The sequence below is a fragment of the Aridibaculum aurantiacum genome, from assembly GCF_017355875.1.
In the GTDB taxonomy this organism is placed as follows: domain Bacteria; phylum Bacteroidota; class Bacteroidia; order Chitinophagales; family Chitinophagaceae; genus Segetibacter; species Segetibacter aurantiacus.
In genome coordinates this window covers 2,696,386-2,722,139 of record NZ_JAFEWC010000001.1, presented here as the reverse complement: position 1 = coordinate 2,722,139, position 25,754 = coordinate 2,696,386, and the positions used below count along the sequence as shown (strand labels likewise).

Here is a 25,754-nt window from a genome sequence, read left to right as displayed (position 1 = left end):
CAGTTTTTTGTATTCTTATTTTGATTAAGTCATTTTTTGGTAGATTATTATCGGTGCACCGAATCAAGTCCATAGCATCAGGGTAGATCATATTTTTATAATCAATAGGTAACCACTGTTCAGCTTCTCTCGGCTCTTTTGGAGCCGGTTGTTCCGAGAACAACATCTATCCTTAAGTACAATGTCACCGTTCGGAAGACCATGCACAACCCAGCAGGGAAACACTTGGAACAACTGGGGACCTTGCACAACCTAGCACAGGAACACCTTGAACAACAAGGGGGACCTTGCACAGCCCAACAGCGGAACACCTGGAACATCAGTGACTGAAACCAACGACAGCGGAACACTTGCGCCAACGGGGGAAACCAACAGCAACGGAACACTTGCGCCAACAGGGGAAACCAACAAACAGCGGAACACTTGCGCCAACGGGGGAGAATTTTAAGGGGAAAGTATTAGAGGCATTTATCAATATCAGCCATCATATATTGAGTGGTTGATTATGTGTACAAATCACTTCTATATTGATTGTAATCTATTTCAAGATCTACCTTGTCCGACTCCATACCATAGTAACCTTTAAATGCCAGTTGGTAGATCAAGGATCAAAGCAGTTGATCCTAATGAAAACGTAGTGTTCTTGGCAAAAAAGTTCATCGCTGAAGGCAACATAATTGAAGAAAGGCAATTTCTTTTTTCAGAAGATACTAAAGAGGTGTTGAAGCGTAAATTCCAAGGTAAGCATATTATAAAATGCAATGAAAGGGAAGATGATTGGCTTTAATCTCAAAGCAGGCTGTTCAGAGAGCAGCTTTTATCCTTAACTACAAAAACACCCTTTGAAAGACCTTGCACAACCCAGCAGTGGAACACCTGGAACAACAGGGGATTTAAACTAAGAGTTCCTAAACCTAAAGTGCGTCAGCTAATTTTTCAATTACATGGCCTATCTTATTAAATAAAGGATTGATAAGAAACAATAATAAAGTTCCTCCTAAAATTCCAGTTAAAGACATGGCAAAAAATATTTTTGTTTTAGTTAAACCATGAGTGTACGAAAACCATTTTAAGGTCACAATAAGCGACAAGATTGAAAGAGAATAATTACTTATGTGAAAGTATATCCGAAATCCCATGCTGTTGTTCAGCATTTCTCCGGCTTCTATTGAATCCTGCAAGCTACCAAATAACCCGGCAGGGCCGACTTTAATCAGGAATGGATAAAGTGCTATTATATAAAAAGGCATAAAGGTAGATGTTAAGTAACTATAAATTGATAAAGTATAGTTTATCGGGTATTCTCTAGCTCCAAATATCTTCAATGCGAAATGAAACAAAGCACCCAATAAAGCGATTTGGGACAGAAGCCGAATAAAGAACACAAGTTTTCCTACTTTTTCATCATGTATTAGGTAAACAGGAAAAACTAGTAGAAACAAAATTATTATTGAATAGGTAGCATAATCAACTGCCTTCCAAAACTGCTGATCTTCATTTAAATTGATTGTTCTGGGATAGACATATGGATGATTGAGTATCAACTTAAGAGTTTTAAAATAATTTGGAAAACCTTTTATCAGGCGGTCGAAAGAAATCATTTTTATTTCTACATTCTGTAATTTGTCTTCCTCACTTATTCTTTCTATGACAGTTGCAATCAGTTCTCCATTCAAGTACTCATATTTATTTCCACATTTAGGACAAGGAAATGAAATGTCTTTATTACTTGGAAGCTTAATTTTCTGATTGCATTTATCATTAATACAGCTGATAATTGAAGGGGTGCTCATCGAGGATATTTATTTGTGATGATAGAAACATAAGAAGAGATGTTGCAATGAAAAATAATTGAGTTTACTTGTATTTGCAAGACTTCAACAAAAATTTATTCTGCTCTTTCCCCGTTCTGGCGGGATGTTCAGAAAAGGTTGAAGGTTGTTCAAGGTGTTAATCGCAGTGTCACCTTGAACTAAGGGATAAATGGAGGTCTAAGACCTCCTGCCTTTGCCAAAAGGCATCGACCAGAGTTGCATATGCTAATTGCTACTACTATCTTACCACAAAGTTCTCCAGATGGGTTATGCCTACAAAATATCTGACGCTGGTGCAGTATACTTTATTACTTGTACAGTGAACAAGTGGGTAGACGTTTTCACCAGGAAAGATTACTGTGACATTATTATTGACAGTCTTAACTTTTGTGTTGAGAACAAAGGTTTGATCATTTATGGCTATGTCATCATGAGCAATCATCTCCACCTTCTTGTGCAAGCAAAAGAAGAAGGTTTGTCAGATGTTTTACGTGATTTCAAGAAGTTCACATCAGGAACAATAGTTAGAGCGATTGAAATTAACATGCAGGAGAGTAGACGCGACTGGATGCTTTGGCTCTTTAAAGAAACAGATGCTGAAGGTAAAGTAGCCTACCAGTTTTGGAAGCCAGACAACAACCCCGAACTGTGTTACCATTTACCATTCATGTGGCAGAAGCTAAACTATATTCACTACAATCCTGTTCGTGCTGGAATAGTTCAGAAAGCTGAAGAGTATGTATATAATAGTGCAGCAGATTATGTGTTTGGTAAGCAGGTACGTAGGGTGAAAGTAGCTTTATTGGACGTTGTGCAAACCACGTACTGTTGATCACTATTGGGCTTTCCTCCGCTTTTGCAAAGCGGGTTGTTCAGAGAACAACGTTTATCCTTAAGTACAAGGTCACCCTTCGGAAGACCTTGCACAACCATCACCGGAACACCTGGAACAACAGGGGGCTGTTCAGAGAACAGCTTTTATTCTTAAGTACAAGGTCACCCTTCGGAAGACTGAAACCAACAGCAGCGGAACCCTTGTGCTAACAGGGGGAACACTTACGCCAACGGGGGAACAAGAGGGAACTACTTGCTGCTTCTAAACAAGTCGATAAATTTATTGAGATCCTGTTCTTTTGGAGTTTCCAAATTTATTTTTTCCTTATATAAGTTCGTCAAAAGCTTTTCAAATGACTTCTGTTCATCATTATCTAAGTTTTTTGACAGATGGATTGAATCGCTACATGCTGTGTAGAAATCTGCAATCATAATGTTATATCTATACAATTTAATGATCACATGACCAATGTAGAACGTTATAACAAGTAAGACTAGTCGTGCAGATAAATGGAGGAGATCAAACGTTGAAACAGTTCTACTATCTTTTTGAATTTCATCCATTTTTTTATCAAAATGCACTTGAAAGGTAGCGATATGTTCTCCCCGTTCTCCTTTTAGGCTATCTAGTATCTCTTTTTTGAAATTATACAGCTGTATTTCCCGAGAATTTCCTATAGCCTCCAACTGCCATATAATAAGGATAAGGCTGGTGATAAGAATTAAGATTGCAAAAGCTAACAAGCTGTAGGCAATTTGCCTCCTTTTTTTACAGCGCTTTTGAAAAAAATACTTGTTCATTTTTTTATTGGATGACAATCTCCTTTACAGATAACTTTGTATCTTATACCGTTTAAAACGACTTTTTCAGCTTCAAACATTTTAATTTGACCTGGAGGACAATTTGCTTTTTCGTTACATTCCTTATTTTTCTCGTACTGATCCCAAAGAACGATAGACAATAAAAGAAACGTTTTCGGAAGTTCAAATTCCGGGTCATTGAAAACGACAAATTCAAAGGTGGTTCCAGAAGGAGTAACAATTTTTCCAGTCCAGACGTCTAACCGGTCGTTAAAAAAAGAATAGTTTTTACTGGTTGTAATATGAAAGTCTAAAGTGGCTTTCTTATCATTAAAGCTGCTTTTAATTACATAAGTTGATGCATTAAGCTTTTGAATGTTGTCAATCGTAATGTTCTCAATAGGAACATTAAATATGAAGGTTGAGAGTTCCTGATTTTGATTTTGGAAATCAATCTTAACTTGTCCCTTCACTTGTTCGTCTACATCCCTCCATTGAATAAAATGTCCCCTAGATCTGTCGTAAAAATACCCAGTATAACTAGAGATTGCTTTATTAGGTCTGCTCGTTATTTTATTAAAGTCAACTTCCTGATAAAGGAACGGTTCAGGATCATTAGGTATTGAATTAGTAACTAAAACACCTTGCTTAACTTTAACCTTGTTCACACTTCGCACATTCAAACAACCTAAGGAAGTAAAAGACATAATAAACCACAGCTTAACCTGAAAATGATTGTCAAAGGATCGTATCATGCTTATGCTTGAGTTTTAGCAAGAGTAAGATATGATTCTTCTATTTTAGTTGCAATAGTCAAATGTTTTTATAATGTGTACCATAGGCGAGAACTAATAGTGTGAAAAGGTAAGATACTGAAGAACATCAAAACATCAGGAGGAGTCGCTGAGCCAGTTGTTTGGAGAACAACATTTATCCTTAAGTACAAGATTTCCTTTCATAACATCTTGCACAACCCAGCTCTGGAACACCTGGAACAACAGTAGTGCTGCAGATTATGTGTTTGGCAAGCAGGTTGGAAAGGTGAAGGTGGCTCTGCTGGACAAGTTTAGACAACTTACAGTTGATCGTTATTCAGTTTATATCTGCTTTTTTAAAGCAGGCTGTTCAGAAAACAACTTTATCCTTAAGTACAAGGTCACCCTTCGGAAGACCTTGCACAACACAGCACACGAACACCTGGAACAACAGGGGAGGTGAAGATGGCTCTGCTGGACGCTGTTCAGACAACTTACAGTTGATCGTTGATAGGCTTTATCTGCTTTTTCAAAACTTGTCCCGCTCTGCGGGAGCAGGCTGTTCAGAAAACAACTTTTAGCCTTAAGTACAAGGTGTCCTCCGGAGGATCTTGCACAACCCAGCGGAAAAATCAAGCACCGGAACACCTGAAACAACAGCGGGTTTACCGTAAGGGTATAGTTTATTCTTTGACTTTCACCCAATAACAATTATTTTTTACCATCAAACTACTCGTATGTTCAGAATAAAATCGATTATCAAAGCCTGTACAGAATCCCCCAAGTTTGACTACAGGATGATTGCCTGTTTGGCAATGTCGGCTGTTGCTTTTATTGGGTTGTTTTATTTAATCTTCCCAAAGTTCTACTATCGGTATGACTTTGAAAGCCAGCTTATTCTCATCATCTCAATTTCTCTTATTCTTGGTGTACTTCCCAACCTTATTTTCAGCTGGATTGACAACAAAGGGAATTTATATGAACCAGAGAATCACTTTGTTCTTATTATTTTTGCATTGTTAACCTCCATCATTTTTGGTATGATGAGTTATGGCTTGCAAGGCATCATTCCATCTACCTATCTTATTGATACCAACCTAATAAATGAGGAGCAAAAAGCCTTTCAGCAGAGAAACTATCAAAACATGGCGGAGGCAAAAAGGAAGTTGCGGGCAATCGAGACACTTTATGACAAAGCATTCAAGAATAGTCATATGCCGGTTCAGCTCAAAGAAACTGGTTATTCGTTTTTAAATAGCGAGGATGAGACTGTTTACAGTTTTGCCGGAATAGAAATCTTGTTCAAAAAAAAAACGGTGCGCATTGACAGAGGTAACTATCAAACGTTCTACGAGATGGAACTTTCTGAAGGTCCTACAAAAGTGGAAGTTTCAGCAGTGCACCAGATACTAAAGGGGTATCCTTTACCCACAACCAATACTGCTCAAACTATTCTGTCTATTCTTCAACAACGAAAGGCCTGGGAAATTGACGTCCCCATAAAGCAAATTGCGAATGACAGCATAAAAATAGCCAATAAAGTTTTTACCCCTTCTTTGAGCAAGTATATTTATGATGCATTAATGGGTGTTTTGGGAAACAATACTGGTTACTTTAAACCTTTTTCCGTTCATGGAAGAATTGTTGAAATACTCAAAACATTGTTCAAATTCTTTTATGTCGGCTACTTTGTTTCCTTCCTTGTAAAAAGGGTTTCGTTCAAAGATTAGAATCTATCAGAACTCGAACTTGCTCCGCTAATTACATTATAACAGCTTAAAAATTTAATCGATTGGAAGCTTTAATTTGTTTGCACGAAGGCGAAATCGAACGCATGCGCCTTCAATACATGTTAGGCAAGGAGCTCAATAATATAGATGACTGGATAATTAGCATGTAACTGTCACTCCGACGTAGGAAGAGTTCCATGAAGGTAATTAACTCGGATGAGGACACAAGCAAGCATAGTAGTATGACACTTTGTTATGCCGTAATCTTGTGCAGTTGTGCATGCTTTGGTAATGACAGCTCTTATGGAGCCGGTTGTTCAGAGAACAACCTTTATCCTTAAGTACAAGGTCACCCTTCGGAAGCCCTTGCACAACCCAGCAGTGGAACACCTGGAACAACAGGAGATTTAAAGCGAGTATTTTATGGAATACCTGTTTTCGTTTTTTTCTGTGCAAAGCAGAAGGGAAAGGTTAAGGTGCTTTATTAAACATGTATATACAACGTACAGTTGAGTTTGCCTCAGCATTTCCTCGGCTGTTAGCAGAGCTTCTCCCGCTCGGCGGGAACCAGTAAAAAACAACATTTATCCTTAAGTACAAGGTCCTTTCAGATAATCTTGTACAAGCCCAATGCTGAACATCTGGAACAATAGGGAGGAACACCTGGCACAACAGGGCAATTCAGCAGCGGATACTAGTAACAGAACTAGAGCTACCTTTGTTAGCTATAATTATTTTATATGATAATTGAAAAAAAAGAAGAAATACTCACTGAGTTATATAAGAACCGTGAAATAAAATCGATGAGGAAGGACGGTCTTAGTTTGAAGGCAGGTGGAAAGTTTCAGTATTATATGGTTATTGAAAATGAGGTACTCGTCGTTGAGGTCACAGTCGGCGATAGGTATGTGGAGACCTACAAGAAAATTTTTATCCCTAACGTTTCCGACTTCTTCAACTTCTTTGAGCTCTATAAAAAGTTTGCAAATACCAGTTCAAAAGTTTTTAAGTTCAAATCCAATTTACGATTGAATTCTATTGATATCACTATGCTAATTTCCCAAGTAAATCAATTCATTGCTAAGAATGAAGAATATGCCGGCACACATGAGATCAGATACTTTTAGCTGTTCCTTTGTGCTGCCTGGAAGTTGCAGAAATGTTAAAGCCAAGTTGGCAGCTTTAAGGTGGTGGTATTGGACGCTGTGCAAACAACGTACAGCTGATCTTGTTCAGCCTTTCTCGGCTCTTAGCAGAGCCGGTTGTTCAGAGAACAACGTTTATCCTTAAGTACAAGGTCTCGCTGCGCTAAGACCTTGCACAACCCACCACCTCAACACCTGGAACAACAGGGGGACCTTGCACAACCCAGCACCGGAACACCTGGAACAAAATGTTCCTTCTATTTGGTGGTCAACTTTCTTACTAAAGCTTTTTGCAGCTTAGGAATAGCATTGTTGAAGTCATCAGAAGTGTTTATGGGTAAAACATATGAAGACTGAAAATAACTGCCGTCGGAATGTTCTAAACTTAGAGATCCAGTACCAATAAATTCCCCTCCTTTGAATTCCGCATACTTCTCTTTCAGCGTATATTCAAAATCATAGCCATCAATATTAAGTGTTGCCATATCAATTAACTTGAATTTCTAAGGTAATGAATAATACCAGTATTCCTTGAACAACAGCGAACAACATCTATCCTTAATTACAACGTCTCCCTTGGGAAGACCTTGCACAACCCAACACCGGAACACCTGGAACACCTGGAACAACAGGGGTTTGAACGTGCAGGAAAAAGAAATAGCAACAATAAGAACTTTCAGTTCTGGCATCAGGATAATCAAACTTTTGAACTACACGGCTATGAGATGTTGAAGCAGAAGCTATACTACTTGCATGATAATCCAGTAAGAGCTGGTTTAGTTTATGAGCCTTGGCATTACAAGTACAGCAGCGCAGTCGACTATCGTACAGACATGAAAGGTTTACTAGAACTTCAGCTTGTGTAATGCTATTGCCGGACGCAGTCCTGCCATCATGGTAGATTTCAGTCGCCCTTCGGAAGACTGAAACCAACGACAGCGGAACACTTGCGCCAACAGGGAGTACAAGGTCACCCTTCGCAAGACCTTGCAGAACCCAGCAGTGGAACACCTGGAACAACAGGGGAAAACATCTTGCACAACCCAGCAGCGGAACACCTTGAACAACAGGAGATGTTCTTTAAGTGGGTAAATTTGAAGGGGAAATTATTAGAGACTTATTAATTTGGGGTAAAATATCTATTTACATTTAATCAATAAAATTAGAGCCAGTGAGAGACTTCGATGACATATTTGAACTTTTATGTGATGTTACTCAACTTTTGGATAGGCAAGAGGACAGAAGATCAATCAGAATCTTGTCATCTGATGGCTCTTTAAACTGTGTTATAGGAAATGAATACATGCGTAAGGACTGGAAAAAAGGTGAATTACTCGATTTTCCATTGTTTGACCATAGAACCGGTGCGGATTTAAGGCAGGTAAAGAACAATACCGCGTACTTAGCAGGCAAGCTTTTATTGATTAAAGATATAAAGCACGAGTTCAGCTTCAGTGGTGAATTTTACTCTGACACTAAAACATTCATCGTTGACATAGTTCGTAGCTCTTAATGCATTAATGTAGTTTAACTTTGGCAGTCTCTTATGGAAGTTGTCAAAACAGGTGAGTAAAATGTAGATGAGGAAAGAATTTTTTTTAGCTCTCACACCTGAAGGTTTATTAGCTGGACCAAGAGAAGGACATTTAGGGAACAATGATGAGTAGGTGCGTAGGTTAAATGTTCTCTCACTTGTCTTTGTGCAAATAACCTATAGTTGACCTCTGGCTAGCTTTCCTCAGTTCTTGGCAAAGCGGGTTGTTAAAAGAACAGCTTTATCCTTAAGTACAAGGTCACCCTTCGGAAGACCTTGCACAATCCAGCAGCGGAACACCTGGACCAACAGGGGGAACAACATACAGTTGATCGTTGTTTAGCTTATATCTGCTTTTTCAAAGCAGGCTGTTCAGCGACCAGCTTGTCTGCCGACAGGCAGGCTTTTATCCTTAAGTACAAGGTCTCCCTTCATAAGACCTTGCACAACCCCGGCACCGGAACACCTGGAACAACAGGGGATTTCAGTCGCCCTTCGGAAGACTGAAACCAACGACAGCGGAACACCTGCGCCAACGGAAGACTGAAACCAACGACAGCGGAACACTTGCGCCAACAAGTGAACACATGGAAAAACAGGGGAAATAATTTGAATGTTAATATGAGCAACAAGAAGTGGGTTGATTATGAAGAGATGATTTACAAGATTTATCAAGAACTCGAGCCGATTGCTGAGGTAAAAAAGAATGATAGGATCATGGGATATGAGACTATGACAGAAAGAGAGATAGACATCACAGTTAAAACAAAAATTGCTGGTCATGAATTATTAATAATAATTCAGGCGAAGGATTATAGGAGAAAAGCCGACGTGAATGTTGTAGGTACCTTTGCAGCAGTAATTAAAGATGTACGTGCGTCCAAGGGCGTTCTGATTTGTAATAGAGGCTTCAGTAACCATGCAAGAGCATATGCGAAAAATATCGGTGTTAGTTTATGCTCTGCTCATGATGCGACCTATAAAGATTGGCAGACAGAAGTGCAAATTCCAGTCTTGAAAAGAACCATTACAGTTACCTTAACGCTGCAGATCGAAGTCAGAGCTAAAGATACATCTAATCCAATGTTTAAAATGGAGTTGACGAGGGATCAGGTTCAGGCATTCATTGAACAATGGGAAAAAGGGCAAATAGAGACAAAAGTTGGCAAACACTTAATCAGCCTTGATCTAACACATTTGCGAAAAATGTACCGGAATTTCGAGTTTAGAGAGTACTATTTGTTATATGAGGTTCGAGAACGATACCATTCAAAATTTATAGTTCCTGATGTTTACAGAGGTTTGCGCGATTATGTTGATTCGAAATTTACAGCTAGTTTTATAGAAATTAAGGACCCAATAAACTTTTTGAACAACAAAGATTGGAATTATGTCCCTAATCCAGCCGAACTTTCGTTCACCTCAAGCTTCTTAAACGTAGAACTTATAACAATTGATGGTCTAAACTTATCTTTTGGGAAAATAAGCCTCGACAACTAAGCCTTTCTTTTTTCTCTTTTGAGCGAACTAATTTCAGCTTAAGAGCCGGTTACTCAGAGAACCACATCTATTCTTAAGTACAAGGTCTCCCTTCGGAAGACCTTGCTCAACCCAGCACCGGAAAACCTGGAACAACAGGGGACGCAGTCCTGCCATCATGGTTTATTTCAGTCGCCCTTCGGAAGACTGAAACCAACGACAGCGGAACACTTGCGCCAACGGGCAGAACCCACCACCGGAACACCTGGAACAACAGGAAGACCTTGCACAACCCAACACCGGAACACCTGGAACAAAAGGGGGAATACCTTGCACAACCCAGCACCGGAACACCTGGAACAACAGGGGAAAAGGCAGGGAAACAACTCGCCCAACACAGAAGAGGGGAGCAAAGTAATAACTGGTTTTGTCGGCTCTTGCAGAGCCGGCTGTTCGGAGAACAGCGTTTATCCTTAGGTACAAGGTCACCCTTCGGAAGACCTTGCACAACCCGGCACCGGAACACCTGGAAAAACAGGGGGCTATCAAACAGAGGTAGAACACCTGGAACAACATGGGAACACCTGGAGCAACATGGGGCCTATAAATCTATTTCACGCTTCGGTAAACTGCTATCTGATATTTTCAAAATCTGGGATGTACTTGGCTTTTTCCCCCCAAATTCGTGCTTCGCTAAGCCTAATTTGACTAAATATTTGATGTCCTTAAGCTCCTGTTCACCAGCAAAATCAAATCTATACTTTGTTCTAAGAGAATTTACAATACTGAAAAGATAGAATGAGTTTTTATTGATGGAAATGATATACTCTTCAATCTTTTGTTTCCAGCCATTGGGTCTTTTGAAAATCAGCATTAAGGCTTGTTGATGTTTCAGGAGATCGTTCTTCTCATTAGAAAAGTTCTCAAACAGTAAGGGAGCTATCTTCGGGGAGTAAAGTTCATTTTGAAAGTAGCCAACAACGTTTGCTGGCAGAACCTGAATAATTCTGTTTAACCTTTCTTCAAAGGTTTCTCCAAAGTCGCCTTCTAATTCAAATGACGCCCCCTCGAAAGCAGCTCTACCCTTGGTAGCCATTATAGGAGAAAGGGCAAATAACACTTTCGATAGTTGTTCCCAAGATTGATAGATGATTTCTAGTAGTGTCTTTTTAAGAGTGGGACTACAATAGTCGCTGTTACGTAATGCTGTCGAGGATGCCTTGATTTGCTGCATTAAGTTATGTAATGAATATTCTTCAAAGATCTTTTGAATAGATTGGTTGTATGGACGAATTTGATTATAAGATTTATCTAGAAATTGGTCTTTAACAACGTTTGGCAGGTTCGATGTGAGCACATTTTCACCTATTTCTTCCTGAATACCCTCAATTTCCTTTTCGGATGGATTCCATTTTGCATTAGCCAACGGATTTATTGATCCTTTTATGCCCAACTTTTGTTCCACAAGCACTTTTGTATTTGAGATGTCAGCTAACAAAATGTTCAATGCATCGTCTCTATTTCTATCAATGCCTGTATAAAATTCAATTATCTCAGGGTAAGCTGAATACTTTTTCGATTCAAAAATGTAGGTTCTGAATTCTTCGCTGTTGTGCATTCTTTTCGCTCCGAAGTAATAGATCCAAAAAGATGATTTGAATCTGTGAATACCATCATAGAAAATAATGATGTTATTGTTGTTTAAAACCTCAAAAACTATATCTACATCTAGTTCAATAAACTTTTCTTTACAAAATGATTTTAATTCATTGATAAATTCTGTTTTTGTGAATTGATATGTTTCAGATCTGAGTAAGTATTCGCAAAATCTACCCAGAACATACTCGCAGTCTTTTAAATCCGGTCTTGTTTGGTACCTAGGTAATTCCCCAAGGTCAAACAATACAAACAGGATCATTTCTATCATCTTAGTCCGATTTACAGGACTATCCTCAAAATATTTCTCGCAAACCTTCAAAATTGTCATTATGTTGTAAGGTGTACGATGAAGGTTTAATGACTCTAGTTCTGTAGTGACCTTATTTAAAAGAGTGTTTTCTTCTCCCAGCTTCTTCTCTAAATTGTATTGTTTCACTAGGTTCCTTATCTGATGTCTAGGTAGTGCAATTAGATGGAGGGCTTCAAACTCTTTTGTAATCTCTATCTCTTGTTCAGTTACACGGTCGTTTTCTTCATCATTTATGTACAGAGATTCATCGACTGTATTCAAAACAATGATTTTCACGTCAGGATTCGCATCAATAAGATTTTTCAATTTTTTGAAAGAAACTTTGTCTTTGCTTAAAAAGGAATCGAAAACGATGCATTTTACATCTGCATTTTTCTGTCCCAACGATTGTACTTCGTTTTTTACAGCATTATGTATTGTATGGGGTTTTGAATATGAATTGTCTATATAGATCCATAGTTCATTATTGTTCCATGCCTTCTTGACTAAGTAATGGGCTAGTGTTGTCAATCCGAACTGAGCAGGTGCATTTATGATATATGATTTCTCAGAAAGTAGTATTTCTTCAATTAGGACTCTTTGACTAAAGTTTTCATCAGGATTTCGTGATAAATCGCTAGTGCGACTGATAACTGGTTCTATCCAGACTTGTGGCTGTCCATCAAAACTCTTCAATGCATCTTGGAATCTCTTATCGAACATTTTGCACAAGGCCTGTTTATTGATAAGTTCATCTGCATTAGCTGGCTTTTCATTTGTTTTCTTGTATGAATCAATGAAGAATTTGGTTAGATGTTTTCTTAGCTTTTCTTCGAAATTAACGGGTCCATTATAGGAGCCATAGAGACCGAAAGGTTGGATTTTCTTTTTGAATTCCTCTATTTTGACCAATTCAGATATATTCAGGTCGCTCATTAATTGTGGTGGTTGCTCGTTAAAGTAAAAAATTACTTCTACGTTCTTTTTTTCCTGATGACGTTTAAATGCTTCATTAAATTCTTCTTCTGTTCCAGACCCAGCCCTTGGTGTAGGAGTGCCAAACTTTTTATTCATAATACCGATGAAAATCTCAAACTGGCTTCCTATCTGATCAAAAATGATTGTCTGTCCATCCTTATTTTGAATAGATGGTCTTACATCATTTTCCCATCTGAGCGACTCAACTCTAAAGTTGAAGATGTTTCCTAGTCCTGCATTGATTTCTGAAAATATTCTTTCGCATGCATCTCTTTCCTCACCGGTGTCACTTGGTGAAGCGATGAATGCTTTAAAAATTCTTACGTTCATCTTTTTCGCAATTAATTTTAGTTCAATCGTTCCGGTGAATTAGTTGATCTAAGGGGGATTGGATATTCAATTATAGTACGACTTCTTCCGGCGCTAGATAAAAGTAGCACAAGTGTGCGACGCAACGATGCTTAATAGCACAACTACAGCCGGAAACAAAATCAACTATGAACTATGAATGATAAATGATGAATGTAAGGGGCTACCTTCATCATTTATCACTCATCACTCATCATTAATCTCCACTTCGACAAGGTCAGTGTGACAAACACTACGTCGTCACCACACTCACGTCCACATCTTTATTCTCTTCCAACCACTGCACCATGTCATCATTCAATGTAAAGCCTTTCTCCAGCATGTACAGGCCTATCTTCATGTTTTGAGCAGGCTCGTTGATGTTGAACTTGATGGATGTCTTGCCCGGGTTGGCTTTTACGTTGCTGTCAATGAATTCCACAAACTCCCTGCTGATCGCACGGGCATTTACATCTATAATGATCTGCTTGGTCTGCGCGGCTTTCACGCCTTCCAGCAGAGCAATGGAGCTGATCTTGAACTCGTACTGCTCGCTGTTGAAGCGGCTTTTGAATTCGCCCTGTATCTGTATGTTGAGGCCTTTTTCCAGGTAATTCTGGCATCGTACATAGTCGTCGCTCCACAGCATGATCTCGGTCTTGCCGCTAAAGTCTTCAAAGGCAAGGATACCGAAGTTGCGGCCGGTCTTGGTAACACGGTGTTGTGCATCTACCACCAGTCCTGCCAGCTTCCACGTCTTGTTGCGCTTGGGCGATAAGTGCGGCGCTTCCTTTACCTCGTTGAACTCGGCAACAGGGGTGAAGCCGTAGTGCTTTAGTTCGAACTTGAAATGATCAAGCGGGTGACCACTCATATATATACCCGTCACTTCCTTTTCATGATCCAGCTTTTCGGTTAGCGTCCATGGAGCGATTTTAGGCAGTTGCGGTGTAGGAATGTCCATCTGTATCATGTCGCCAAACAGGCTGTTGCTGGTGGTTTGCAACTGTGCCTGGTAGCGCTGTCCAAACTGCACCACGATGTCGAAACCGGTTTGTGTGCTGTCTTTGGCCGTACCGAAATACTGTGCACGGTGGTGCTCAGGCCAGCAGTCGAAGGCGCCGCTATAGGCAAGGGCTTCCAGCGATCGCTTGTTCACGGCACGCAGGTTTACGCGTTTTACCAGGTCGAAGATGCTTTTGTAAGGGCCGTTCTTGCTGCGCTCTTCCAGTATACATTCAATGGCGTTCTCACCCACACCTTTCAGTCCCATCAGTCCAAAACGGATCTCACCTTTCATGTTCACAGCAAAGCCTTTCTGGCTCTCGTTGATATCCGGACCCAACACCGGCAGTCCCATACGCTTACACTCTTCCATAAAGAAGGTGATCTTTTCAATGGCACCGGCATGGTTGAGTACGCCGGCCATGTATTCGCTAGGGTAGTGGGCCTTCAGGTAAGCGGTCTGGTAGGCCACAAAGGCATAACAGGTAGAGTGCGATTTGTTGAACGCGTATTGCGCAAAGGCTTCCCAGTCGGTCCAGATCTTTTCGAGTTTGTCCTTAGGGTGACCTTTCTTGGTAGCGCCTTCGATGAACTGCGTCTTCATCTTGTTCAGTACGGCGATCTGCTTTTTACCCATCGCCTTACGCAGTACGTCGGCGTCACCCTTACTAAAGCCTGCCAATTTCTGGCTCAGTAGCATCACCTGCTCCTGGTATACCGTGATACCATAGGTCTCTTCCAGGTATTCGGCCATGTCGGGAAGATCGTAGGTGATCTCCTGGCGGCCGTGCTTGCGCTCTACATAGTCGGGGATGTAAGCCATTGGGCCGGGACGGTACAGGGCGTTCATCGCGATCAGGTCGGCAAACTTGTCGGGCTTCAGGTCGCGGAGGTGCTTCTGCATTCCCGGGCTCTCAAACTGGAACGTACCGTTGGTTTCGCCGTTCTGGTATAGCTGGTAGGTCTTCTCATCGTCCAGCGGTATCTCGTCTATCTCTATGTCTACGCCATGGTTTTGCTTGATGAGCTCCAGCGCAGTCTTGATGATTGAAAGGGTCTTCAACCCCAGGAAGTCCATCTTGATTACACCAGAGTCCTCAATGATGCTACCCTGGAACTGGGTTACCAATAGATCGGAATCCTTGGAGGTAGCCACTGGGATGATGTTCTTTAGGTCGTCGGGGGCAATGATGATACCGGCAGCGTGGAGACCGGTGTTGCGGACAGAACCTTCCAGCCGGGCTGCTTCTTTTAGCACCTGTGCCTGCAGGTCGTAGCCTTTATATATTTCGCGTAGGCGCTTTACATTTTCCAGGTCTTCGGGAGCAAGGTCTTCTTTCTCTTCCAGGCTCTTTTCGCCGTCCTTTTTGGTGAGCGGCGCAAACAACATACGGTTGAGGTTGGTGCCCGGCTTATCGGGTACCAGCTTCGCCAGCATATTACTTTCTGCCAGCGGAAGATCCAGCACACGAGCCACGTCCTTGATACTCATCTTGGCGGCCATAGTACCAAAGGTGACGATCTGCGCCACCTGGTTCTTGCCGTATTTGTCTACCACATAGTCGATCACCTTCTGGCGGCCTTCATCGTCGAAGTCCGTATCGATATCCGGCATGCTTTTACGATCCGGGTTCAGGAAACGCTCAAACAGGAGGTTATACTTAATGGGGTCGATATTGGTGATGCCGATACAATAGGCCACAGCAGATCCCGCAGCCGATCCACGACCGGGGCCAACAAACACGCCCAGCTCACGACCGGCACGGATGAAGTCGGATACGATGAGGAAGTAACCGGCAAATCCCATCGTCTTGATGGTGAACAGCTCAAAGTCGAGGCGTTCACGGATGTCTTCGGTGATCTCGCTATAGCGTTTGCGGGCACCTTCGTAGGTCAGGTAGTGTAAATATTCCCACTGGTTCAGGTTGCCATCGTCGTGCTTCTGGAATTCCTTTGGAATAGGGAAGTTAGGGAGGAGGATGTCCTTCTTCAGGTTCAGCAGTTCTATCTTATCTACAATGGCATTGGTGTTGTCGATGGCCTGCGGAATGTCTTTGAACAGCTCGGTCATCTCGGCTGTCTTCTTAAAGTAGAACTGGTCGTTAGGGAACTTAAAGCGTCGGTTCTTCACCTGCAGCTCATCGTTCACAAAATCGTCAAAGCCGGGTGTGCTTTGTTTTTCACCGGTGTTGATACACAACAGGATGTCGTGTGCATTGTAATCGTCCTGGTCGGTATAGTGACTGTCGTTGCTGGCGATCACCGGTACGTTGTACTTCACCGCCCAGCGAAGCAGCACTTCGTTTACCTGGTTTTGTTCCTTCATGCCATGGCGCTGGATCTCGATATAGTAGTCCTCGCCAAACATGTCCAGCCACCACTTGAATTCTTTTTCCGCCGCATCTTCGCTGTCGTTCATGATCAGTTGCGGCACATAGGCACCCAGGCAACAGGTAGTTGCGATCAGTCCTTCGTGGTATTTTTCGATCAGTTCTTTATCGATACGCGGGTACTTGCTGTACATCCCTTCCTGGTAGCCCAGCGAAGTCAGCTTTAGCAGGTTCTCGTAGCCCTGTTTATTCTTGGCAAGGAACACCTGGTGGTAGCGGTTATCTTTCTGCTCCTTGGTAAACGTCTTCTTATGACGATCTTCCACCACGTAAAACTCGCAGCCAACCACCGGCTTTACCTTAGGTTTGCCGTTCTCGTCCACGTTCTTATACGCCTCGGCCACAAATTCAAACGCGCCAAACATATTACCGTGATCGGTAATTGCCAGCGCCGGCATATTGTCGGCTATTGCTTTTTTATATAATCCTTTGATAGAAGCCGCTCCGTCGAGCAGGGAGAACTGGGTATGAACGTGTAAGTGAGAAAACTGCATATTAAGTCAAAAGTAAAAAGTCAAAAGTCAAGATGAATGCAAAATGAACCACAAAGACACCAAGGCTCTAAGTTTCACCAAGACTTCTTTGTGCCTCTTTGTGTCCTGCGTGCCTTCGTGGTTCAAAAACGTGCAAAATGCAACTTCTCCCACCGAAAACGAAAAAGAGAAATGCACATAAGTTGAGAAGAAGAAGGAGGGATTGTGGTACAGGCATTTACGCGCTATTAGACTTTACTTGCGCCTGCCCCGTTCGAAGCTTTAGCGGAGGCGGGGTCGCACACTTATACAGGTAGTTCTTTCTGCAGCTTGTTTTTGAACCACTAACGGCACAGCGGCTCTTACCGTTCATAACGTCCTACTGCGTAATGTTGAAAGTGGCCGTTAGTGCTTTAAGAGAATCCGTTCTAATCCTTCCAATCCGCGTCATCCGCGTTCCACAAACGTTGTGCTTCGTAGTGCCGGAAGTGTCGTCAGTGCCTGCCTGCCGGTAGGCAGGGTTCCAATCTTCGTGTTTCTTGGTGTCCTTCGTGCCTTAATGGTTCCATGATGCAGATCTACTTATGCACCCAGAGAAAAAGTTGATGCTGGAACTACTAAGGCCTGATATCAGGAAGCTTTCTTCGTGCCTCTTTGACTCCTTCCGGGCCTCTAGTTTTCAATCAAAAGGGGTGCAGTAATGCATCATGTAAAGTTCATAATATTCCAGATGACGCAATAGTAACAGAACTAGCGTGTAGAACATTCTCTTTATCACAAGATGTAAGTTTAAACAACAGGGTAAAAGAGTATTACATCTTATAGAAAAAAATTTTTTTGCTACTATTTGATATTGTGAAAACATTAACTATTTTGTTCTTCCTCCCAATAAAGATTTTAAAATCCTTCCTCTGATTTTCCTCCTCTGCTAGCTTAGAAAAGTACACCCTTTCTACACCATCAAAACACTGTCATATGAGAAATGCAAACTCCCCTTTGCACTGCAATGTCGTGTACTTTTTCTTCTGGTATTTTTCCTCGGGATGATGATAGATTGTAATTGTTACCATCACCAATTTCCCAATCATTCAAATTATAGATTATGTCAACCTTGCAAAATTTCTTCTCATTGATATCACTTCTGATATTTTTTTCTTTTTCATCCCATTTATCTGCACAAACATCAAATAAAGATATTGCAATCATCAAAAGTTGGACTGGCCTGATAGAAGCTGGGACTGAATGTGAAGTTTACTACTCATTTGTACAATGTGGTAATGAGAAAATAGTATTATTAAAATTTTATAATGAAGTACCCTTTCAACAAAACATCAAAGTCAAGGTAACCGTGAAATATTCTGGATATAGAGTTACTGAGGCTAAAACAGTCTCCATTAATCCAAACCAAACAATAGTAGGTGCCTGCAACTCAACTGATGAAAACTTATTTATTAAACTACCGACGCCTATTTGGGATTTTGATAAAACCACAATAGAAGTTATTTCATTAGAAACAAAGAATTAAAAAAACTAAAACTAACTGTATGTACTATAAATACTTAATTACAGCTGCACTCTCTTTGTGTGTGTCAATCTGTTCTTACGCACAATGCGGTGCACCAGTCATAGATAATTTTTCTCCTTTGTCTGCGGCAACAGGTACAATTATAACTATCAACGGTAGTAATTTTAATACAACAGCTGTAAACAATATAATTTATTTTGGAGCAGCTAAAGCTACGGCCACAACCGCAACTACAACACAATTGACAGTAAAAGTACCGTTGGGTGCAACTTTTAATTATCTCACAGTGACTAATGCTGTTTGTAATCTAACAAGTTATTCAACTGAATTTTTCAGCCCAATTAGTGTTTGCCCCGGTACCTTCAGTGCTTCTACTGTGGATGCTCGTATAGATTATACTTCGCCTGACCCTACTTATGGTCCCTACGCAATTCTTTTTGGAGATTTCGATTTAGATGGAAAAACAGATGTTGTTTATCCAACAGCTTTCACCACAGTCGCTCCAATTGTAATCGCAAGGAATCAAAGCGTACCAGGTCTTATTGATTTGTCATCAAATATTGTAATAGGTGGAGGAGTAGGTGCAGCACAGGCTCGAAATATGGCAATTGCAGATATAGATTTAGATGGCAAATTAGATCTTATTAGTGTCGATGGTGGTAGCTCACTTAGAATCTACAGGAATATATCTTCTGGACCCGGAAATTTTGCCTTTGCATCACCGGTTGTTTACAGTACTAACTCTAATTGCTACCAGGTTGCTTCCAACGATATTGATGGGGATGGTAAACCTGACCTTGCGGTTGGACACTTTGGTAGCAATGATGCTGCAGTTTACAGAAATACATCTGTTCCTGGCACAATTTCATTTGCAGCTAAGCAAGATTTCAACTCTCCAGGGTATTCAATAGCATTATCAGATGTAGATGGTGACCATAAAGTCGATTTATTATCTGGTGGAAATAATGGGCTATATGCTAGCAGAAATACATCCACGATTGGAACTATAAGCTTTGCCGGAGCTTCATTTACATCTGGTGGTGGAGGTTATAGAATAGCTGTAGGTGATTTAAATTCTGATGGAAAAAATGATGTAGCTTTTTCTGCAGGGAACGTTGGAATTTTCAGAAATACCAGTTCTGGTGGAAATATATCATTCATTTATTCAACTATTAATACAGCAAACTTAGGATCTCAACGAGTGGCTATAAGCGATGTAAATGGTGATGGAAGACCTGATATCATGGCTTGCAATACCGGAACTCCTCAGGTGGCTGTAGCACTTAATACAACAACTACCAGCGGCGGAGCAATCACCTTTGGAGCGACACCTGTACAGCTTACCGGAACTGGCTGCCAGTATGCGTTAGGAACTGCCGATATAGATGGTGATGGAAATAACGATGTGCTTGCAGGCGACTGGTGTCAAAACAGAAAGTTAAGTGTATTTAGAAATAATGTACTAGGATTAATACCTGTAACAAGTTCAGTTTCTCCAACAACAGGATTGGTTTGTAATAGTACAATCACAATAGATTATTTTGCTCAGTGTGCGGGGGCAAATCCTGGTAATGTTTATACTGCCCAACTTAGTGATGCCAATGGTAGTTTTGCTGTGCCGGTTAATATTGGTTCTGTGACATCATCTGTATCAGGTAGTATAGTTGGAACAATACCATCTTGTATTGCTACAGGAACTGGTTATAAAGTTAGAGTGGTTGGTTCTGATCCTGCTGTAACAGGAACTATATCAACAAGCAGTCTAAGTATCAATTGTCAGACAATTTCTCCTGCATCTATAGCTACTTCATCTATTACACCTACTTCTTACTGTGATGGGGCTTCATTATCAGTTCCATTTATTGCTTCTGGTACTTTTGGAGCTTGTGAAGAAAATACCTTCACAGCACAGTTAAGTGATGCAGGTGGCAGCTTTGCAAGTCCAATAAATATTGGATCAGTTATTTCGACCACCTCAGGTTCAATTAATGCTATTATTCCGCCTAACACACCAGCTGGTAACTCCTATAGGATACGGGTTGTAAGCAATCAACCAAGTATTGTTGGCACAAACAATGGTAGTGATATAACTATTTTGAATAATTGCAATATTGCACCAATAGCAGTATGTAAGCCACTTTCCATTTCTGCTGATGATAATTGTCAGGGAACTGCAATTGCCAATGCTTTTGATGATGGTTCAAGTGATCCTGATGGTGATCCATTGTCCTTCTCAATTTCTCCTGCAGGACCTTATGCAATCGGTACAACCAATGTCACTTTAACCGTGGCGGATAACAGAGGTGGAGTTAGTACATGTACAACAACCGTTACTGTTATTGATAATACCCCACCTGTAATTACCTGTCCTCAACCTATTTCAGTAAATAGTGATCCCAGTATGTGTGGTAAAATTGTAAATTATTCTTTACCGACAGTAATCGATAATTGTTCTGGTAGTGGATCTGAAGTAGAAACATTCAGTTATATTGGTGCTGCAACAACTTGGACAGTTCCTCCTGGTGTTACATCAGTTACTATCACTGCAAAAGGATCGCAAGGTGGTAATTCAAAAACATTTACAAGTGGAAATAATATTGGCGGTAAGGGTGCTATTATGAAAGGGAAGTTTAATGTTAATCCTGGTCAAATTTTAACCATTGTTGTTGGTGGTCAGCCTACAAGTTCAATAAGAAATATAGGCGCTGGTGGAGGCGGAGGAACTGGAGTTTTGCTTAATTCCACACCACTAATTATTGCAGGTGGAGGCGGGGGGGCTTCTGTTAACTTCAACGGAATCGATGCTTCAACAAATAATGACGGCGTAGGTTCTTCTGGTACTGCAGGAACCAATGGTGCTGGTGGTCAAAAAGGATACTATGCGGGCGATTGTGGCTTTGCTGGAGGTGGTGGTGGACTGGTTGGAGATGGATATGGCGGAAATGGAAGCTGGGATGGCGGCTTACAACCTGGTGTGTTAGCTATGTATGGTGGTGGAAAATCATGGGCGAATGGAGGTGCTGGTGGGGAGCTTGGTGGATGTCCATGGAATGATCATAAGAACATTGGAGGCTTTGGTTGCGGAGGTGGTGGCAGCAGCACACACGCTGGTGGCGGTGGAGGAGGTTATAGTGGTGGTGGTGGTGGTCAATACCGTTACTTCGATAATAATCAGCCTCTTTGGTCTCCTGGCGGAGGCGGTGGCTCTTATAATGATGGAGTAGATCAAGAGAACTCAATTGGGCATATTGGTAATGGTGAAGTCAATATAAGTTGGAGTACTAATATTATTGATTTGAAACAAGTCCAAGGTTTACCATCCGGTTCCTTATTTCCTATTGGTACTACAACCAATACCTTCGAAGCAACCGATGCTGCTGGCAATAAGTCCACCTGTAGTTTCAATGTGACAGTAACTGATAACGAGCCGCCAACAGTAGTGACCCAAAACATTACAGTACAACTCGATGCAACCGGTCAGGCTATCATCACGCCTTCTCAGGTTGATGACGGTTCTTCAGATGCATGTGGTATTCAATCAATGAGCCTAAGCAAAACAAGCTTTGACTGTTCCAATGTTGGTGCAAATACTGTAACACTGACTGTTACAGACGCGAATGGAAATCCTGCAAGTGCAACAGCCGTAGTGACGGTAGAGGACAACGTAGCACCAACTGTTGTGACCCAAGCAATCACCGTACAACTGGATGCATCAGGTCAAGCTACCATCACGCCTTCTCAGGTTGATAATGGTTCTTCAGATGCTTGCGGTATTCAATCTATGAGCCTAAGCAAAACCAGCTTTGACTGCTCCAATGTAGGTGCTAATACTGTAACACTGACTGTAACAGACGTAAATGGTAATCCTGGTAGTGCAACAGCTGTAGTTACAGTAGAAGACAAAGTGAAGCCAACAGTTCTTTCGAAAAATATCACGGTGAACCTGGCTAATGGAAATGTTACCATCACACCGGCACAAGTTGATAATGGTTCACATGATGCCTGTGGAATTCAAAGCATGAGTTTGGATAAAACGAGCTTTAATTGTACACAGATTGGTAATCATACTGTAACTCTTACTGTTATTGACCAAAATGGTAACACAAGCAGTGCGACTGCTACTGTTACGGTTGTAGGTGTTATTCCAAGCCCATCTATTACTGTTTCAAGAACAGATAATACTTACACCGGACCTGGAACAGATAAAACCATCTTCCTGGGTTATGGCGCACAAAGCTTGAACCTGGCTGCTTCTGACGCTTCTGTTCCTGCTTCCAGCACCTATTCCTGGAGTCCTTCAAGCTTCTTAAGTGCAAGTACCGGATCTTCAACAGTATACAGCCCAGATGCGACAGCTGTAGGTACAAGTCCAAACACTATCACATTAACTGCAACGAATCAATATGGCTGTACCAACACCACAAATGTTGCTATAACAGTTGTTGATGCCCGTTGTCAAACAGGCAAAGTGTTGGTATGCAAGAGCCCAACTCAAACAAACCCAAAAGCACAGGAAGTATGTGTTAGCCCGAATGCAGTACCCGCACTACTTGCTCAGGGGGGTCAGTTAGGTGCTTGTTCTAATTATCAGCCTTCATTTACAAAATCAGCAAATAGTACTGTCAATCAGCAACTAGCAGAAGGTTTAAGTCAAATGCAGGTTCAAGCACTTCCAAATCCATCAAACGGTGAGTTCATTGTTAGGATAGGAAAAACTAAAGCTTTGAATGCTGAAATATTGATCTTGAACGGTAGTGGAAGTGTTATCGAGAGGAGAAAAATTTTGGTTGAGAACGCCGGTACAAATGTTAGGTTCAATTTGCGTAACCATTCAAAAGGTGTATACCTTGTAAAAGTGGTAACGGAAGAAGGAGTTGAAACAGTCAAAGTTGTTATTCAATAACAACCATAATTGTTCAACTACAAACAAAGGCTGCTTGTGCAGCCTTTGTTTTTTTATGTTCTATAAAACAGGATGAAGGTTTGTGCAGCAAAGAAATCAAAGCACATTTCTAGCCTTGCAATCGATCTAACTGTACACGACAGTATCTGCTGGAGAGTTTGTAGCTCATTTGACCTGTTTTTATTCATGGCGATACTGAACGCTCCTAGTCATGTGGATTTATGTATGGGTATTTCCCGGAGCTTTGAGTTTGTTTTTTATCATTAACGGAACAACAACACCTGCGGGTCACCGCGTTGTGTTACTCCGTCCCGCCGTTTCTCTGTGCCTGCCTGCCGGTAGGCAGGGTTCAAACTCCACTTTAATCCTTCCAATCCGCGTCATCCGCGTTCCCCAACGTTGTGCCTCGTTGTGCCGTCGCTGTCGTCAGTGGTTCCTCCCTTAGTGCCCCTTCGTGTCCTTCGTGCCTTCGTAGTTCAAAATTTTGCGTTCCTTTCCGCCTTAGCGCCTTCGCGGCAAATCCAGCACCAGTACATGTGAACCATCATATAACGCATTTTCTTCTTTCTTCAACTGATTGTGCACAGATTAAAGACCCCTTAAAAGTTATTCAATGTCATGCTCTTTCCCAATATGAAACCCTTTCTTTGCGTTCATCTACGATGAATATAAAACAATTATCATATTGCCTGCTGCTACTGGTTATGCTCTCTTCCTGCAAACAGTTCAAAGCCATTACTGCATCCGATAACTCTGTTGCTTCATCCAAACCTTCCAAACGCAGTGGTCAGCGTGGCGTTAAATTCTTAGAGGATATCTCCGTAACCCACGGTCAAACCTCCACTACCAAAGTAACTACAGGTCCAGTCGCTCCAAGATCAACTACCAACTCAAGACTTTCCAATACACCACCTTCAGGTGATATAGAACGTGCAGACTGGCTGCAACTGAAGTATGCCATTATGCTCGACGCTAACGTCGAAAAGCTCAACAATGTGAGCATGCTCAAGACCATTGATGAATGGTGGGGCACTCGTTATTGCATGGGTGGCAGTACCAAGAGTTGTATCGATTGTTCGGCATTTACCCAAACTGTAATGCAGAGCGTGTACAACCTGAACATTCCGCGCACTGCGCAAGAGCAGTTCAACTACACTGAACGCATCAACCTTGAAGATCTGAACGAAGGCGACCTCGTTTTCTTCCAAACCTCTGGCCGCAGCATATCGCATGTAGGCGTATATCTCCTCAACAACAAGTTCGTTCACGCAGCCACCTCCGGCGGAGTAATGGTTTCTGACCTGAACGACTCTTACTGGCAGCCACGCTTCAAAGGCGCCGGCAGGGTAAGAGATGGAAAGATGGCGATGAAGCCGTAGTTCATCATTCCATTCCAGATGTTTTTTTTTCATCTTGTTGTAGGAACTTCAGCAAATGCTGATTTACAATCCACCTACAAGTCACTACACGAAATTCTTTCAAAGAATCCTAAGGTTTCTTCTTCTTTTTTCTATTCCTGTTTTATACTTTCTCCTGTTTCCCCAGGAGAATTCTGGTAGTTACCATTTACTACTGTGGATACTTTTTCTAATGAAGATATTGAATGAGATCAGTTTTAAAAGAGTATTGGAAGTTCGTTTTAAACCGGAAGAGAGAAAGATCATTTTTACTATAAGAACTTTATTTTCTGACCAACTACAAAAAGTATACTCCCTTGACGACTTGCGCCTGGAGGTAGTTGAAAGTAAACCTGTCATCTTCGGCTTATCTCAACCCGTAGCACTTTACTTCCTGCGAAACAGGAAGGAAGTATGCGAGCTAACTAATAGTAAAGATGGTTTCTCCAATGAACAATTACAGGAAATATATAAAACCGCTGAAACCTTATCGCTGCCGGTTAAGAAGGTGTAAGTGGTTCGTTTTAGAGAAACTCGAAAAGCTACGTGAAAGGAAAATTACCATCTCTGCGTTACGTCCCCTGTGGTCCTTCTCCGCATTTCTCTTTGGTTATTTCATTGTGAACATTTGCCCGCACCCATAACCCCGCCAAACAAAACAGCCTCCACAAATGCAGAGGCTGTTAAAAATCACA

General features: G+C 41.4%; 17 protein-coding genes. 11 read left to right on the top strand and 6 right to left on the bottom strand.

Annotation, left to right across the window (positions count from 1 at the left end; translation table 11 throughout):
- Nucleotides 1-268: 268 nt before the first annotated feature.
- Nucleotides 269-448, top strand: a complete 180-nt coding sequence (locus J4N22_RS11430; RefSeq protein ID WP_207494401.1) for a hypothetical protein — start codon at nt 269-271, stop codon at nt 446-448.
- Nucleotides 449-586: 138 nt separating this feature from the next.
- Entirely contained in the window at nt 587-787 is a 201-nt protein-coding gene (locus tag J4N22_RS11425; protein ID WP_207494400.1) for a hypothetical protein, read from the top strand.
- Between the two features lie 127 nt (nt 788-914).
- Here the strand turns inward: J4N22_RS11425 and J4N22_RS11420 are convergent, their stop codons facing one another.
- On the bottom strand, nt 915-1,793 hold the full coding sequence (locus J4N22_RS11420; protein WP_207494399.1) for a hypothetical protein: 879 nt from the start codon (nt 1,791-1,793) through the stop codon (nt 915-917).
- A gap of 283 nt (nt 1,794-2,076) precedes the next feature.
- Here J4N22_RS11420 and J4N22_RS11415 point away from each other — a divergent pair, with 283 nt between their 5' ends.
- Nucleotides 2,077-2,646 (top strand): REP-associated tyrosine transposase, encoded by a 570-nt coding sequence (locus tag J4N22_RS11415; RefSeq protein ID WP_242692135.1) that lies wholly within the window; start codon nt 2,077-2,079, stop codon nt 2,644-2,646.
- Between the two features lie 251 nt (nt 2,647-2,897).
- On the opposite strand, the gene J4N22_RS11410 is transcribed toward J4N22_RS11415, so the two are convergent.
- A complete protein-coding gene (locus J4N22_RS11410; protein ID WP_207494398.1) occupies nt 2,898-3,449 on the bottom strand; it encodes a hypothetical protein in 552 nt (183 codons plus the stop codon).
- Nucleotides 3,446-4,156: a hypothetical protein gene (locus J4N22_RS11405; protein ID WP_207494397.1), complete on the bottom strand. Its 711-nt coding sequence runs from the start codon at nt 4,154-4,156 to the stop codon at nt 3,446-3,448. Before J4N22_RS11405 ends, J4N22_RS11410 begins: the two co-directional genes overlap by 4 nt.
- A 785-nt stretch (nt 4,157-4,941) precedes the next feature.
- On the opposite strand from J4N22_RS11405, the gene J4N22_RS11400 reads away from it, so the two are divergent.
- Complete coding sequence (locus tag J4N22_RS11400; protein WP_207494396.1) at nt 4,942-5,934, top strand: hypothetical protein; 993 nt, start codon at nt 4,942-4,944, stop codon at nt 5,932-5,934.
- Nucleotides 5,935-6,674: 740 nt separating this feature from the next.
- Nucleotides 6,675-7,061 carry a hypothetical protein gene (locus J4N22_RS11395; RefSeq protein WP_207494395.1) on the top strand — a complete coding sequence of 129 codons (387 nt, stop codon included), beginning with the start codon at nt 6,675-6,677 and terminating at the stop codon, nt 7,059-7,061.
- Between the two features lie 275 nt (nt 7,062-7,336).
- On the opposite strand, the gene J4N22_RS11390 is transcribed toward J4N22_RS11395, so the two are convergent.
- Nucleotides 7,337-7,564: a hypothetical protein gene (locus tag J4N22_RS11390; protein WP_207494394.1), complete on the bottom strand. Its 228-nt coding sequence runs from the start codon at nt 7,562-7,564 to the stop codon at nt 7,337-7,339.
- A 686-nt stretch (nt 7,565-8,250) separates the two neighbouring features.
- Between J4N22_RS11390 and J4N22_RS11385 the strand changes: the two genes are divergently transcribed.
- Nucleotides 8,251-8,592 (top strand): hypothetical protein, encoded by a 342-nt coding sequence (locus tag J4N22_RS11385; protein ID WP_207494393.1) that lies wholly within the window; start codon nt 8,251-8,253, stop codon nt 8,590-8,592.
- A gap of 642 nt (nt 8,593-9,234) precedes the next feature.
- Entirely contained in the window at nt 9,235-10,113 is an 879-nt protein-coding gene (locus J4N22_RS11380) for a restriction endonuclease (protein WP_207494392.1), read from the top strand.
- Nucleotides 10,114-10,693: 580 nt separating this feature from the next.
- On the opposite strand, the gene J4N22_RS11375 is transcribed toward J4N22_RS11380, so the two are convergent.
- Nucleotides 10,694-13,348: an NACHT domain-containing protein gene (locus J4N22_RS11375; protein ID WP_207494390.1), complete on the bottom strand. Its 2,655-nt coding sequence runs from the start codon at nt 13,346-13,348 to the stop codon at nt 10,694-10,696.
- Nucleotides 13,349-13,619: 271 nt separating this feature from the next.
- Nucleotides 13,620-17,255 carry a DNA polymerase III subunit alpha gene (dnaE, locus tag J4N22_RS11370; RefSeq protein ID WP_207494389.1) on the bottom strand — a complete coding sequence of 1,212 codons (3,636 nt, stop codon included), beginning with the start codon at nt 17,253-17,255 and terminating at the stop codon, nt 13,620-13,622.
- A 1,081-nt stretch (nt 17,256-18,336) separates the two neighbouring features.
- Here dnaE and J4N22_RS11365 point away from each other — a divergent pair.
- From J4N22_RS11365 to J4N22_RS11350, 4 genes are all read left to right on the top strand, one after another.
- Nucleotides 18,337-18,759, top strand: coding sequence for a hypothetical protein (locus J4N22_RS11365; RefSeq protein ID WP_207494387.1), 423 nt, complete (start codon nt 18,337-18,339; stop codon nt 18,757-18,759).
- 19 nt (nt 18,760-18,778) lie between these two features.
- A complete protein-coding gene (locus J4N22_RS11360; RefSeq protein ID WP_207494385.1) occupies nt 18,779-23,662 on the top strand; it encodes an FG-GAP-like repeat-containing protein in 4,884 nt (1,627 codons plus the stop codon).
- A 704-nt stretch (nt 23,663-24,366) separates the two neighbouring features.
- Nucleotides 24,367-25,041 carry a C40 family peptidase gene (locus J4N22_RS11355; RefSeq protein ID WP_207494383.1) on the top strand — a complete coding sequence of 225 codons (675 nt, stop codon included), beginning with the start codon at nt 24,367-24,369 and terminating at the stop codon, nt 25,039-25,041.
- A gap of 211 nt (nt 25,042-25,252) precedes the next feature.
- Complete coding sequence (locus J4N22_RS11350; RefSeq protein ID WP_207494381.1) at nt 25,253-25,573, top strand: hypothetical protein; 321 nt, start codon at nt 25,253-25,255, stop codon at nt 25,571-25,573.
- Nucleotides 25,574-25,754 lie beyond the last annotated feature (181 nt).